The organism is Faecalicatena contorta, from assembly GCF_001404335.1.
Taxonomy (GTDB): domain Bacteria; phylum Bacillota; class Clostridia; order Lachnospirales; family Lachnospiraceae; genus Faecalicatena; species Faecalicatena contortus_B.
On sequence record NZ_CYZU01000023.1, the window covers coordinates 40,986 to 55,592 of the forward strand.

The 14,607-nt window shown below is 48.0% G+C and carries 12 protein-coding genes; 11 read left to right on the top strand and 1 reads right to left on the bottom strand.

Features of this window, described 5'->3' with window-relative positions:
- Position 1: 1 nt before the first annotated feature.
- Complete coding sequence (locus ARB69_RS12800; RefSeq protein ID WP_242843895.1) at positions 2-724, top strand: GntR family transcriptional regulator; 723 nt, start codon at positions 2-4, stop codon at positions 722-724.
- 26 nt (positions 725-750) lie between these two features.
- On the top strand, positions 751-1,947 hold the full coding sequence (locus ARB69_RS12805; RefSeq protein ID WP_050642237.1) for an NADP-dependent isocitrate dehydrogenase: 1,197 nt from the start codon (positions 751-753) through the stop codon (positions 1,945-1,947).
- 152 nt (positions 1,948-2,099) lie between these two features.
- On the opposite strand, the gene ARB69_RS12810 is transcribed toward ARB69_RS12805, so the two are convergent.
- A complete protein-coding gene (locus ARB69_RS12810; protein ID WP_050642238.1) occupies positions 2,100-4,025 on the bottom strand; it encodes an ABC-F family ATP-binding cassette domain-containing protein in 1,926 nt (641 codons plus the stop codon).
- A 252-nt stretch (positions 4,026-4,277) separates the two neighbouring features.
- Here ARB69_RS12810 and ARB69_RS12815 point away from each other — a divergent pair, with 252 nt between their 5' ends.
- The 9 genes from ARB69_RS12815 (at position 4,278) to ARB69_RS12855 (ending at position 14,607) form a co-directional block, all read left to right on the top strand.
- The gene (locus ARB69_RS12815) at positions 4,278-4,922 is read left to right on the top strand and encodes a redox-sensing transcriptional repressor Rex (protein WP_025657385.1); all 645 of its coding nucleotides are present in this window, start codon (positions 4,278-4,280) and stop codon (positions 4,920-4,922) included.
- 192 nt (positions 4,923-5,114) lie between these two features.
- Positions 5,115-6,617: a bifunctional ADP-dependent NAD(P)H-hydrate dehydratase/NAD(P)H-hydrate epimerase gene (locus ARB69_RS12820; protein ID WP_055153444.1), complete on the top strand. Its 1,503-nt coding sequence runs from the start codon at positions 5,115-5,117 to the stop codon at positions 6,615-6,617.
- Entirely contained in the window at positions 6,617-7,780 is a 1,164-nt protein-coding gene (gene alr / locus ARB69_RS12825) for an alanine racemase (protein WP_055153446.1), read from the top strand. The genes ARB69_RS12820 and alr overlap by 1 nt, the downstream gene beginning before the upstream one ends.
- 101 nt (positions 7,781-7,881) lie before the next feature.
- Complete coding sequence (locus ARB69_RS12830) at positions 7,882-8,229, top strand: type II toxin-antitoxin system PemK/MazF family toxin (RefSeq protein WP_009004161.1); 348 nt, start codon at positions 7,882-7,884, stop codon at positions 8,227-8,229.
- Between the two features lie 114 nt (positions 8,230-8,343).
- On the top strand, positions 8,344-9,075 hold the full coding sequence (locus ARB69_RS12835; RefSeq protein ID WP_025657387.1) for a YebC/PmpR family DNA-binding transcriptional regulator: 732 nt from the start codon (positions 8,344-8,346) through the stop codon (positions 9,073-9,075).
- Between the two features lie 39 nt (positions 9,076-9,114).
- Positions 9,115-9,870 (top strand): CFI-box-CTERM domain-containing protein, encoded by a 756-nt coding sequence (locus tag ARB69_RS12840; RefSeq protein WP_055153448.1) that lies wholly within the window; start codon positions 9,115-9,117, stop codon positions 9,868-9,870.
- Positions 9,871-9,883: 13 nt separating this feature from the next.
- Positions 9,884-11,158, top strand: coding sequence for an O-acetylhomoserine aminocarboxypropyltransferase/cysteine synthase family protein (locus ARB69_RS12845; RefSeq protein WP_055153450.1), 1,275 nt, complete (start codon positions 9,884-9,886; stop codon positions 11,156-11,158).
- A gap of 181 nt (positions 11,159-11,339) precedes the next feature.
- Entirely contained in the window at positions 11,340-12,068 is a 729-nt protein-coding gene (locus ARB69_RS12850) for a ClpP family protease (RefSeq protein ID WP_025657388.1), read from the top strand.
- Between the two features lie 103 nt (positions 12,069-12,171).
- Entirely contained in the window at positions 12,172-14,607 is a 2,436-nt protein-coding gene (locus tag ARB69_RS12855; protein WP_055153452.1) for an FtsK/SpoIIIE family DNA translocase, read from the top strand.

The window sequence follows — 14,607 nt, forward strand, 5'->3', positions numbered from 1 at the left end:
AATGGAAGAATATCAGGACCATTCCTTAGGCAGCCGTGTTTTTCAGAGAATCCGTGACGATATCTTGAAGGGAAAGTATAAGGAACACGATGAGTTAAGGGAAAATACGATCGGGAAAGAACTGGGGGTCAGCCGTACGCCCGTGCGAGAGGCGCTGAGGCAGCTTGAATTGGAAGGCCTTGTCTCTATCATCCCTAACAAGGGGGCATATGTGACGGGAATATCTTCGAAGGATGTAAGCGACATCTATATGATCCGCTCTATGCTGGAGGGGCTGTGCGCGAGATGGGCTACAGAAAACATTACGGACGAGCAGCTGGATGAGCTGGACGAGATTATACTCCTTTCCGAGTTTCATATGAAAAAAGAGGGCGGAGGCAGTGCGGATCAGGTGGCTGAACTGGACGGCAAGTTCCATGCGATTTTATATGAGGCTTCAAACAGCAAGATACTCAGCCATGTACTGACGGATTTCCACAAATATGTCCAACTGGCGCGGAGATCTTCCGTAGTCTCAGAAGAACGGGCCAGAAAGTCGATCCGGGAGCATAAGCAGATTCTGCGCGCAATCCGGGATAAAGATGCAGACCTTGCGGAGCAGCTCGCCAACGAGCATATTCTGCATGTCATACAGAACCTTAAAAAACAAGGTTATACCCATGGGCATCCCGTAATTCATGCCCCTGCGGGGCTGGTTTGCAGCAAGCCGCAAAATAATGTATGAAGAAATATTAGGAGGAGACAGTTAAGATGGAAAAGATTAAGATGAGTACACCGATTGTTGAGATGGACGGGGATGAGATGACAAGAATCCTCTGGAAGATGATTAAAGATAATCTTCTGGAGCCTTACATCGAGCTGAATACGGAATATTACGATCTGGGCCTGGAATATAGAAATGAAACAAATGACCAGGTAACCGTGGATTCCGCGAATGCTACAAAGAAGTACAAAGTAGCTGTTAAGTGCGCAACCATCACCCCGAATGCTGCACGTATGGATGAATATGACCTGAAGGAAATGTGGAAGAGCCCGAACGGGACCATCCGTGCCATTCTGGACGGTACAGTTTTCCGCGCGCCGATCGTCGTAAAAGGAATTGAGCCATGTGTTAAGAACTGGAAAAAGCCGATTACCATTGCCCGTCATGCATACGGTGATGTATACAAGGGTTCAGAGATGAAGATTCCGGGCGCAGGCAGGGTAGAACTTGTCTATACGGCGGAAGACGGGACAGAGACAAAAGAGCTCGTACATAATTTTGACGGCCCGGGTATCGTGCAGGGCATGCACAATATCAACCAGTCCATCGAAAGCTTTGCAAGAAGCTGCTTCAACTATGCGCTGGATACAAAACAGGATCTCTGGTTTGCGACAAAAGATACAATTTCCAAAAAATATGACCACACATTCAAGGACATTTTCCAGGAAATCTATGATGCAGAATACGATGAAAAATTCAAGGCAGCCGGGATCGAGTATTTCTACACACTGATTGATGATGCAGTAGCACGTGTTATGAAATCAGAGGGCGGATATATCTGGGCGTGCAAGAACTACGACGGCGACGTCATGAGCGACATGGTATCCTCTGCATTCGGATCACTCGCTATGATGACATCCGTGCTTGTGTCTCCCGACGGTTATTATGAATATGAGGCGGCCCATGGAACCGTACAGCGCCACTATTACAAGCACCTCAAGGGAGAGGAGACATCCACCAATTCAGTTGCAACTATTTTTGCATGGACCGGAGCCTTAAGAAAGCGCGGAGAACTGGATGGAAACCATGATCTGATGGCATTTGCGGACAGACTGGAAAAAGCGACCATTGACACCATAGAATCCGGAAACATGACAAAGGATCTGGCACTGATTACAACGATTGAGAATCCGACTGTTCTCAACAGTGAAGACTTTATCAAAGCGATTGCAGCAAGGCTGTAAATTTTATCTGCCTCATTCAATGCTTAAAAAGTCATCAAATAAATGATACTTCAATTTAAATGATGCAAAAACGGACCGGCACGCAGATCTGCATGCCGGTCCGTTTTTTATAAAGGCGTTGGAGCGTTGAAGTGAGCTTCCCCATTTTATTCTTATTCTGCAAGTTCTCCCCATTTTTCATAGAGAATGTCCAGTTCCTCTTCATTGGAAGCCTTTTCTGCAGCAAGTTCCTGGCATTTGACCGAGTTGGAATACACATCTTCATGGGTCATCAGTTCATCGATCTCTTCATTTCTTTCTTCCAGTACAGTGATGCGTTCTTCCGTCTTTTTCAGTTCATTCTGTTTTTTGCGCTCCCTGGCCTGCTGTTCCTTCTGTTCCTGCCAGCTGAGCTTTGCGTCTGAAACAGATTCCTTCGGAATACCGGAATCATCCGTGCCCCTGGCTGCGGGGGAAGCATAGACGGCCGTCAGCTCTTCCTTTTTTTCCAGATAATAGTCATAATTGCCGATATAGTTTACAAAGGTCTGATTCACCAGCTCTAATATGCGGGTAGCTGTCTGGTTGATAAAATAGCGGTCGTGTGAGACGTATAAGACGGTACCGGTATAGTCGTTGACTGCTTTTTCCAATATCTCTTTTGATGTGATATCCAGATGGTTTGTGGGCTCATCGAGGATTAGGAAATTGGCCTCGGAGAGCATCAGTTTTGCCAGCGATACGCGTCCCTTCTCGCCGCCGCTCAGGTCCCCGATCAGTTTGTACACGTCATCACCGGTAAACTGGAATGCGGCTAGCGTATTTCTGATCTGCGTATTATTCAGAGTTGGATAGTCATCCGAAATCTCGTCAAATATATTTTTCTGGTCGTGCAGCACATGGTGTTCCTGATCGTAATAACCGATTCTCACCTTAGACCCCAGAGTAAAGGAGCCCGTATCCGGGGGAACCACCTGGTTGATAATCTTAAGCAGCGTGGTTTTCCCGGTGCCGTTGTCACCGATTACAGCCACATGTTCGCCGCGTCTGATATCAAAGCTGATATCCGTAAATAAGGTCTGACTGTCAAAGCTTTTAGACAACCCCTCCACTGAAAGCACGTCGTTGCCGCTCAGGCAAGAGGGCTCCAGGGAAAAATGGATCTCCTTCGCCGCCTCCTGGGGCTTATCGACCAGCGTCATCTTATCCAGCAGTTTTTCACGGCTTTCCGCGCGCTTGATGGACTTCTCACGGTTAAAAGACCGGAGTTTTTCTATGACGGCCTCCTGATGCTTGATTTCCCTCTGCTGGTTCAGATATTCTTTCATCATGGCGTCGCGGATCTGTTGTTTTTTGTCCGCATAGGCCTTATAGTTGCCGGCGTACATCCGGACAGCCCCATTTTCGATCTCCACCACTTTTGTGACCACTCTGTTTAAGAAGAAACGATCATGGGAGACGATAAATACGGCGCCGGGGTAGTTCAGCAGATAGGTCTCAAGCCAGGTGATGGAATTTAAATCCAGATGGTTTGTGGGCTCATCCAGAAGCAGGATATCGGGTTTTGTGAGGAGCAGTTTTCCCAGGGAAACCCTTGTTTTCTGCCCTCCGGAAAGGGTGTCCGTTTTTTTGTCAAAATCCTCCTCCTGAAACCCAAGTCCTTTGAGGACGCCTGTCAGCTCGCTTTCGTAAGCATACCCATTCTGTGCCTCAAACGCGGACATCATGCGATGATAGGTATCGAGCCTGCTCTGAAGGGCATCACCGCTCAGAGACTTCAATTCCTTTTCAATAGCACGGATTTGATTTTCCAACTCGATAATATCAGCCTTTGCTGTCTTTACTTCCTCATATATGGAGCGGCCGCCCTCGAGTTTCTGCTGCTGTGCGAGATATCCGAGAGTTTTCCCTTTTGTAACTACAATTTCACCGCTGTCGGCTGGCTCTTCCTTTACGATCATCTTAAGAATGGTGGATTTTCCGGCCCCGTTTACTCCGACCAGAGCCGCTTTTTCTCTGTCTTCTATATGAAAAGAGCCGTCTCTGACAATGACCTGTCCACCGAAAGCTTTATTGAGATTATGGCATGCAAGTATCATAAGAAACCTCCTGTTGTCTTCTGTATCGGGCCTCCCGGTTCTGCTTCAGCCGCCGAACCCCGCTTGTTTTCTTGAAAAATAAAGATTAATTTTCAGCTATGCTGAAAACCTGCCCGCGGGGCATGAGCTGCGGGATGCCCTTGCGTATACTTATTTCATTATAACGAAAATAGTTTAAAATACAACTAAAATTTGACTTTGCCCGTACAATTCTATATAATATGAAATAGATTAAGTTTGGAGGGGATAGCTGTGGAAGATAGAGAGATATCACGTGCGGTAATTGGACGGCTGCCCAGATATTACAGATATTTGGGAGAATTACTGGATGCAGGAGTAGAACGGATTTCATCAAATGACCTGAGCAAGAAGATGAGCGTCACTGCATCTCAGATTCGCCAGGATTTAAACAACTTCGGTGGCTTCGGCCAGCAGGGATATGGATACAATGTTAAGTATCTCTATACAGAGATCGGAAAGATTCTGGGACTGAACAGAAAACATAACGTAATCATAATAGGAGCGGGTAACCTGGGGCAGGCGCTTGCCAATTACGCGGCCTTTGAAAAGAGCGGTTTTATACTGCAGGGTATTTTTGATGTGAATCCAAGACTAGAAGGGGTAACAATACGAGGAATCCCGATCCGTATGATGGACGATCTGAGAGAATTTGTTGAAAATACGGACATAGAGATTGCCGCACTGACGATTCCAAAGTCAAAAGCGGTGGAAGTAGCCGATATGCTTGTTGAGAATGGTATCAAGGGCATATGGAATTTTGCGCACACTGATCTGCACCTGCCGGATGATGTGATCGTAGAAAGTGTACATTTGTCTGATAGTTTGATGAAACTGTCCTATAATATCAGCCGTTACAATGAAGAACATGATAATTGATTAATAATATAAAACGTGTAACAAAGGTGCTGCGCCTTCGTTGCACGTTATTTCGCTTATTAGGAAACGTGCGCCTATCAGATACAATCCCATTGGGGATACGCACAGTGGTATTAGAGGCAGATGCCAGTGCGGCCGCTGCGGACGCGGGTTTCACAAGCGAAACTCTATAAAAAAAAGGAGAGTGAGTATATGAGATATCTGCCTACCGGTGAATGGATGCAGAAAGCTGACAATTACACGATCCATGAGATCGGGATTCCCTCTATGGTGCTGATGGAGCGGGCTGCTCTGGCGGCAGTGGCCGTCATGGAGCAGGAAAAGATCAATACACACAGAACGCTGGTGGTCTGCGGCTCCGGCAACAACGGCGGCGACGGCTTTGCAGTTGCGCGCCTGTTAAAAGAAAAAGGCTGTGATGTTGAGGCCGCCTTCATCGGAAACGAAGAATCCAGGACTCCTGACTGCATGCAGCAAATGAAAATCGCTGAAAATTGCGGTGTTCCTGTAGTAACAACAATCAGCAGGAAGGAATATACTGTTATAGTGGATGCCGTTTTCGGCGTGGGCTTGAACCGGGAAGTCTCGGGAGCATACGCGGCAAATATTAAAAAGATGAATGCGCTGCCGGGGCAGAAGGTTGCCATAGATATCCCTTCCGGCATCTGCTCAGCCACAGGAAAGGTACTAGGGACGGCATTTTCAGCCGATCTGACGGTTACTTTTGAGTGCGAAAAGCTGGGCTGTGTTTTACATCCAGGCTGCCAATATGCCGGAAAAACTGTTGCCGTATCCATCGGAATCAGCCGGAAGCTTTTTGAAAAAGAACCGGGTGTCTGCTACACATTTGAAAAATCGGATCTGCCGGAGCTGATCCCGCCCCGAAGGCCCAATTCACATAAAGGAACCTATGGGAAGATCCTGATGATTACCGGAAGCCGCGGTATGTCGGGCGCCGCATATCTGAGTGCGAAGGCCGCGTATAGATGCGGCGCGGGTCTGGTTCGGATTTATACACATGAAGATAACCGGGTGATATTGCAGCAGCTTTTACCGGAAGCGATTGTCAGTACTTATACTGAATATGAGGAAGAAAACATTCGGGATCTCCTCGCATGGGCGGATGTGGTCTGCATTGGCTGCGGGCTGGGACAGAGCCGTGTTGCGGAGAGTATCTTGACTCAGGTCGTGAAAGAGGTTCAGATTCCCTGCGTGATAGATGCAGATGGACTGAATATACTGGGGTGCCATCCGGAATTGCTTGAAGAGCGGGAGCGGCCCATTGTCCTGACGCCGCACTTGAAAGAAATGTCCGGCCTGCTGGGCTGTTCTGTTACAGAGCTGCAGGAAAAGCGTTTCGAGATGACCAGGTCTTTTACAGACAGAGCTGGTGTTGTTTGCGTCTTAAAGGATGCACGTACAATTGCGGCCAAGTGGGATCGTCAGATATTCGTCAATACTGCAGGAAACAGTTCCATGGCAAAGGCCGGGGCCGGAGACGTACTCGCGGGAGTCATTGCCGGGCTGATGGCGCAGGGACTGAAGCCTTATGAGGCGGCTGTCTGCGGAGTATACCTGCACGCCTGCGCAGGAGATGAGGCCAAAGCCGCCAGGGGTTCCTACAGTGTGCTGGCAGAAGATTTAACGGCGGGAATCGGGGACTGCCTAAAAAGAACAGAGGAGAGTATGGAGTAATGAAACAGTTTAACAGGGTATTTGCCAGGGTAGACCTGGATGCCGTATCATATAATATGGAACAGATGAGGCGGCGGATTGGGGAAGGGGCGCAGATCATCGCCGTGATAAAGATGGATGGGTACGGCCATGGCGCCGTGCCGATTGCGGAAATGTTTGAAGAAAAGGATTACATATGGGGCTACGCCACCGCAAGCCTGGAGGAGGCTGCAGCTCTCCGAAAGGAAGGGATTAAAAAACCAATTCTCGTACTCGGCTGTATTTTCCCGGAGCAGTATGAGGAGATGATTCTTAAGGATATCCGTGCTACTGTTTATATGAAGGAGATGGTGGAAGGCATGTCAAAAGCCGCGGCAAAGCTCGGCAGAACAGCACATATACATATTAAAGTTGATACAGGGATGGGAAGGCTTGGATTCTTGCCCGGCCCGGAGAGTGTAAAGGCCATCCGGGAGATCGGCAGGCTGCCTAATATAGGGATCGAGGGAATGTATACGCATTTTGCCAAAGCCGATGAGACCGACAAGAGCTACACACATAAGCAGCACGAAAAGTTTGAATGGATGAAGAAGGCCCTGGAGGCGGAAGGAACTTCCATTACATATTATCATTGTGACAACAGCGCCGGGATTATCGACTTCCCGGACATGAAACATAATCTGGTCCGCGCGGGTATTTCCACATACGGAATGTACCCGTCAGGGGAGGTCTCGCGGGAAGCTGTGAGCCTCAAGCCAGCGCTTGAGCTGATCAGCCACGTTACTTTTGTGAAGGAAGTAGAAGCGGGGGCTTCCATCAGCTACGGCGGCACTTTCATTGCACCTAAGAAGATGAAAGTAGCTACAATTCCTGTCGGGTACGGTGACGGATACGCCAGAGGGCTTTCGAATAAAGCTGACGTGCTGATCCGCGGCAGGCGGGCCAGGATACTTGGAAGGGTCTGTATGGACCAGTTTATGGTTGATGTAACAGATATCTCGGGTGTGACGTTCATGGATCAGGCTGTTCTGGTCGGCTCCGATGGGGAGGAACACATCTCTGTGGAGGAACTAAGCGGTCTCTGCGGACGTTTTAACTATGAGTTCGTCTGCTGTCTGGGCAGAAGGATCCCAAGGGTTTATACCAGGAACGGGGAAGTTGTAAAACAAGTAGAATATTTCTAGTACATCATAAAGATTGTCCAAAGTTTTCGTGCACTTGCATACATCCGAAAAAAGCGGGAATACTCAAGTATCAAAGTATTAGAATCGGAGTGTGAAGTGATTTGGTAATTAAAAGAGGCGATATATATTATGCAGATTTGAGTCCTGTCGTGGGCTCGGAACAGGGCGGTATCCGTCCTGTACTGATTATACAAAATGACGTGGGCAACAAGCACAGCCCTACGGTAATCTGTGCGGCTATCACATCCAGGATGAATAAAGCAAAACTTCCTACCCATATTGAAATCAGTGCAGAGAAATACCATATTGTAAAGAACTCCGTGATCCTGCTGGAGCAGATCCGGACGATCGACAAGCAGCGTCTGAAAGAATTTGTCTGCCATGTAGACAGTGGAATGATGAAGCGGGTGAACGATGCGATCCGGATCAGTCTGGAACTTCCTACATAACCCAGAGATGAATCTGTTAAGAAAGAATTGAAATATACAAAAAAGAGTGGTAAAATTGTATGGCAAGTTCTGCGGATAGAATACGTAAAGAAAATTTAAAAGAGGAGATTAGAGATGTCAGGACATTCTAAATTTGCGAATATTAAACATAAGAAAGAAAAAAATGATGCTGCAAAGGGCAAGGTTTTTACGAAACTTGGACGTGAGCTTGCCGTTGCAGTAAAAGAGGGCGGCGGTCCGGACCCGAATAACAACAGCCGCCTGCGCGATGTAATCGCTAAGGCAAAGGCCAATAATATGCCGAATGACACCATAGAACGGAATATTAAAAAAGCGGCCGGCGAGGGTGCGGGCGACAATTATGAGCATATTACATATGAAGGATATGGGCCCAACGGGACAGCAATTATCGTAAAGGCCCTGACAGACAACAAGAACCGGACTGCTTCCAATGTAAAGAACGCATTTACAAAGGGAAGCGGTAATGTGGGAACCCCAGGCTGTGTCTCTTTTATGTTCGATGAGAAGGGGCAGATACTGGTTGATAAGGAAGAGTGCAGCATGGATGCCGATGAGCTGATGATGCTGGCACTGGACGCAGGCGCGGAAGATTTTACCGAGAGCGATGACAGTTTTGAGATTCTCACAGCGCCGGAAGAATTCAGCGCAGTACGCCTGAAGCTGGAGGAAGAGGGCATCAGTATGGCAGATGCCGAGGTTACGATGATTCCGCAGACCTATGTGGAACTGACTTCTGAGGATGACATTAAGAATATTCAGAAGACACTGGATCTGCTGGATGAAGATGATGATGTGCAGGACGTATATCATAACTGGGACGAATAATCAGCGGTATGCCAATACCTTACAAAAAGAGGAGATAATATGAATCAGGAAAATCTGCAGGCAGATATGATTTCTTTATTTCAGGAAACTGCCGAATATGCAAAGAAGTTTCATAAAAAAACTTATGCATCTGATATGGACATATTACTGAACAGGCACGGCGCGCTCCTGGGGCGTATCAGAGAAGCCTTCGAGGTGTCAGATGAGGCGCTGGCAAAGACTGCCTCTGTCATCCCGGATTATGCGGCGGAGCAGCTGGCGGCGGTGCCTTCAAAAAGGAAGAGGGATCTGGCCTGTCTTGACTTTAATATGAATATGGTATCTTTTTTTGTCCCGCTTCTGGGGGAGATCAGCAGCGTGAAGACAAAAGAGTTTACCGAAAAGATGATTGAGTTATATAATGAAAGGATGCCGGATAATAAAATCGGGCATTCCACACGTGAACAGATCCAGGGAGGCTTCAAAAAAGGACTCTGCTATATCACAACAGCAGTCTGCAGAAGCCTGGATAAACCGGACGACTGTTATGAACTGACGCTGCTTCGGAATTACCGTGACCAGTATCTGCTGGAGTCCAAAGAAGGTATGGAAACAGTAAATGAATATTATAATATCGCACCAACGATTGTAAAACGCATCGACCGGCAGGAAGATTCGGCTAGTATATATGCGGGAATCTGGCAGGATTATCTAAGACCCTGCGTCCGGCTGATCGAGGAGGGCAAAAAGAAGGAATGCCAGATGCTCTACAGCGACATGGTACGTAAGCTGGAAAGGAAATATCTATATTCTTAGGAGGAAGGAAATTATGAGCAGCTATAAGATAGAGACAAAATGCATACAATCCGGTTATGAACCGGCAAACGGAGAGCCGAGAGTCCTGCCGATCTGCCAGAGCACTACTTTCAAGTACACAAGCAGCGAGCAGATGGGGCGCTTGTTCGACCTGGAAGAAGCCGGATACTTTTATACAAGGCTGCAGAACCCGACCAATGATGCGGTTGCCGCTAAGATCTGTGATTTAGAGGGTGGTGTTGCCGGCATGCTTACCTCCTCCGGCCAGGCGGCTAATTTTTATGCGGTCATGAACATTGCAGAGGCAGGAGACCATATCGTATGTGCTTCTGCACTTTACGGCGGTACATATAACCTGTTTGCGCATACCATCAGAAAGATGGGAGTGGAAGCCGATTTTGTAGATCCTGACTGTACGCCGGAAGAGCTTGAGGCTGCTTTTAAGGACAACACAAAGGCTGTATTCGGGGAGACCATTGCAAACCCGGCGCTAGTCGTTCTTGATTTTGACAAATTTGCAAAGGCGGCGCATGCACATGGAGTACCATTTATTGTGGACAATACATTTGCAACGCCGATCAACTGCCGTCCCTTTGAGTGGGGGGCAGACATTGTGACCCACTCTACCACCAAGTATATGGACGGCCACGCATCCTGTGTGGGCGGAGCCATTGTGGACAGCGGTAATTTTGACTGGGAAGCGCAGCCCGGGAAGTTTCCGGGACTGACGACACCCGATGAGACCTACCATGGGATTGTCTATACACAGAAATTTGGCAAGCTCGCCTATATTCAGAAAGCCACCGCACAGCTGATGAGAGATCTGGGATCTATTCAGGCGCCGCAAAACGCATTTTTATTAAATATCGGGCTGGAGACGCTTCATCTGCGTATGCCCCGCCATTGTGAAAATGCACTTACCGTTGCAAAGTACCTGCAGAGCCATGAGAAGGTAGCCTGGGTGTCCTGCCCTTCTCTTCCCGGGGATAAGTATTATGACCTGGCTCAGAAGTATATGCCGGACGGCACCTGCGGCGTACTGACATTTGGTCTGAAAGGCGGACGCAGCGCGGCAGTTGAGATGATGGATAAACTGAAAATGGTGGCGATCGTGACTCATGTTGCGGATGCGCGCAGTTGTGTGCTCCATCCTGCAAGCCACACGCACCGCCAGATGAATGAGCAGGAGCTGCTGGAGGCAGGTGTTCAGCCTGACCTGATCAGATTCAGCGTTGGGATTGAAAATGTAGAGGATATTATTGCGGATATTGAGCAGGCACTGCAATAATTTGAATGGTATGGATGTATACAATCATCCATACCATTTTTGATTTGTCCGATTACAAATCAAAACATGCCCCTGTGGAGCGGGTTTGCTGCAAGCTGCAAATCAATGTATAATTCCTGTTTTTCTTTCAGATACTATATAAAAATGAAGCATTGTTACGAGAAGGAAAGGCAGGAATAAAATGGATAATAATAAAGAAGAGCAGATTCGGAAAACTCAGGCTGATGAGAACGAAGAGATTAAAGAGACCGGTACCCTCAGGCTTGGCAAGGAAAGCGGCAGGCATAATATCCAGCTGATGACGATTATCGGCGAGATTGAAGGGCATGAGGCAGTCTCCGGCAATACAAAAGCCACAAAATATGAGCATCTGATTCCGCGTCTGGCAGAAGCAGAGGACAATGATGAGATCGAAGGCATTCTGATTCTTTTGAATACACTGGGAGGCGATGTGGAGGCGGGACTTGCCATCGCAGAGATGATAGCTTCGCTCAGTAAACCCACTGTGTCACTTGTTTTGGGCGGAAGCCACTCTATCGGAGGACCGCTCGCCGTTTCCGCAGACTATTCCTTTATTGTACCCAGCGGTACGATGATTGTACACCCGGTAAGATCTACCGGCATGTTTATTGGAGTGATTCAGAGTTACCGCAACATGGAAAAGACACAGGACCGGATCACAAAGTTCATTGCATCCCATTCCAATATAACCCAGGAACGCCTGGAAAAATTAATGCTGGATTCCACACAGCTTGTAAAAGATGTGGGAACCTTGCTGGAAGGTGAAGACGCAGTGAAAGAAGGACTGATCGACGAGGTCGGGGGCATCAGCCAGGCGCTTTCCAAACTTCATTCCATGATTGAAGACAGGAACAGAGAAGAAACAGGTTTGGATCTTCCCGGTTTATAATCTAATCCCTGATATTTTTGAGTGAGAAAAATTTAATAATGACATGCTTTTCAAATAATGGTATACTAAATACAGTATGTGTAAATACCAAGGGGGAAGTATAATGGCTGCAAAGTCGACAAAGAAAAGAAAAACAACAGGCCGGAGGACGAAAAAGCAGGAAAATACAGCCCTGAAAGAAGAGATTCTGATACTTGCCGTATTGGCGGTTTGTATCCTGCTTGTGATTAGTAATTTTGGCCTGGGGGGAATTGCGGGGGAGGCAGTTTCGTCAGTCATGTTCGGATTATTCGGATTTATGGCATATCTATTGCCAATTATCCTGTTCGGTGTGGTTGCCTTTTCCATATCAAATAAAGGCAACGCACACGCGTACATAAAAGTGGGAGCCATTGTTCTGCTGCTGCTTTTGCTGACCGCATTTTTAGAATTGGTCATGAATCCTTACGATTCTGAAGCGGGATTATTGACCTATTATAAGCTTGCCAGTCAGCATAAGAATGCCGGCGGTCTGATAGGCGGCTGTATTGTAAAGCTGTTGTGTCCGCTGATCGGCGTCGTGGGCACCTATGTGGTGATCATCATATTTGCGGTAATCTGTGTGATCCTGATCACGGAGAAATCGCTTCTTGCGCCGCTGGGGCACCACAGTAAAAAGGCGTATGAAGACGCCAGAACGAAAAAAGCGGCTGCTGCCCGGAGACGGGTGGAGCAGAAACAGCAAAGAGAGACTGAAAAGCAAAAAAGACAGGATCGTAAGGTATCCGGAGTTTCTTTTGCCACCACCCTGTCAGATAAAACAATACACAGAAAGACTCCTGATCTGCAGGAGTTAACACCGGAGGACACGGGGGCCGGAGAAGCACCTGTGCCATCTCCGTTTGAGGAGCTGGTAATTAACCGTCCGGAGCCGGAATCCGTGGAGGAGATCGTACCGGACACACCGGTTAAGACACCCGAACCGGCCAAAAAGCGTAAGACACAGGAGAGTGCCCAGATGGTGGCTGCCGAGGCAGTACATGTAGAAGAGACTATCAAGGCACAGGATGAACACCCTGTGGCAATCTACCGGATTCCGCCGCTTTCCCTGCTGAACCGGGGGAAGAAAACGAGCGGGGATTCAGACGCCCACCTGCGGGCCACCGCACTCAAGCTGGAGCAGACGCTTCAGAATTTTGGCGTACAGGTACATGTGACCAATGCAAGCTGCGGTCCCTCTGTCACCCGTTATGAGATTCAACCGGAGCAGGGTGTAAAAGTCAGCAAAATCGTGGGCCTGGCCGACGATATTAAACTGAACCTGGCTGTGACCGATCTCAGAATTGAGGCTCCTATTCCCGGTAAGGCAGCCGTCGGCATCGAAGTGCCCAACAGTGAAAATACGGCGGTTATGCTGAGAGACCTGTTGGAATCCAGTGAATTTAAGAACAAGAAGTCCGGTATCTCCTTTGCAGTGGGCAAGGACATTTCCGGGAAAGTGGTGGTTGCGGATATTGCAAAGATGCCGCATCTCCTTGTTGCCGGAGCCACTGGATCCGGTAAATCTGTATGCATCAACACATTGATTATGAGTATCATTTATAAGGCTGACCCGGAAGACGTGAAGCTGATTATGGTAGACCCGAAAGTGGTGGAACTCAGTGTATATAACGGAATTCCGCATCTGTTGATCCCAGTGGTTACGGATCCTAAGAAAGCAGCCGGGGCACTGAACTGGGCCGTCGCTGAGATGGAAAAGCGCTATAAGCTTTTTGCGGAATACAATGTAAGAGATCTGAAAGGATTTAACGATAAGATCGGCCATTTGGAAACGAACGGAGACGCGCCAAAGAAGATGCCGCAGATCGTGATTATTGTGGACGAGCTGGCAGATCTGATGATGGTAGCGCCCGGAGAAGTAGAGGGAGCCATCTGCCGTCTGGCACAGCTGGCCAGAGCAGCCGGACTGCATTTGATTCTGGCGACCCAGCGGCCTTCTGTCAATGTAATTACCGGGCTGATTAAGGCGAATATGCCATCCAGAATCGCTTTTTCTGTATCATCAGGGGTTGACTCCCGAACGATTATTGATATGAACGGGGCGGAAAAGCTTCTAGGAAAAGGTGATATGTTATTTTACCCGACAGGTTTTCCGAAGCCTGTCAGAGTGCAGGGGTCGTTTGTTTCTGACAAGGAAGTGCAGAAAGTCGTTGATTATCTGATTGAACACAATGGCAACGCTTCTTATAGCGAAGAAGTGGAAGAGCATGTGAACGCGAATGCGGGAGCGCCTGCAGCCGGCGGTATGATGCCCGGGACTGGGGAAGGCGGAAGCGACAGGGATACATATTTCGTGGAGGCAGGAAAACTGATCATAGATAAGGAAAAGGCGTCTATCGGCATGCTGCAGCGTATGTTCAAAATTGGTTTTAACAGAGCGGCGCGCATCATGGATCAGCTGGCTGAAGCAGGTGTTGTCGGGGAAGAAGAAGGGACTAAGCCCAGAAAGATCCTGATGTCAGAAGAAGAATTTGAACAGTATATAAAAGATAATATATAA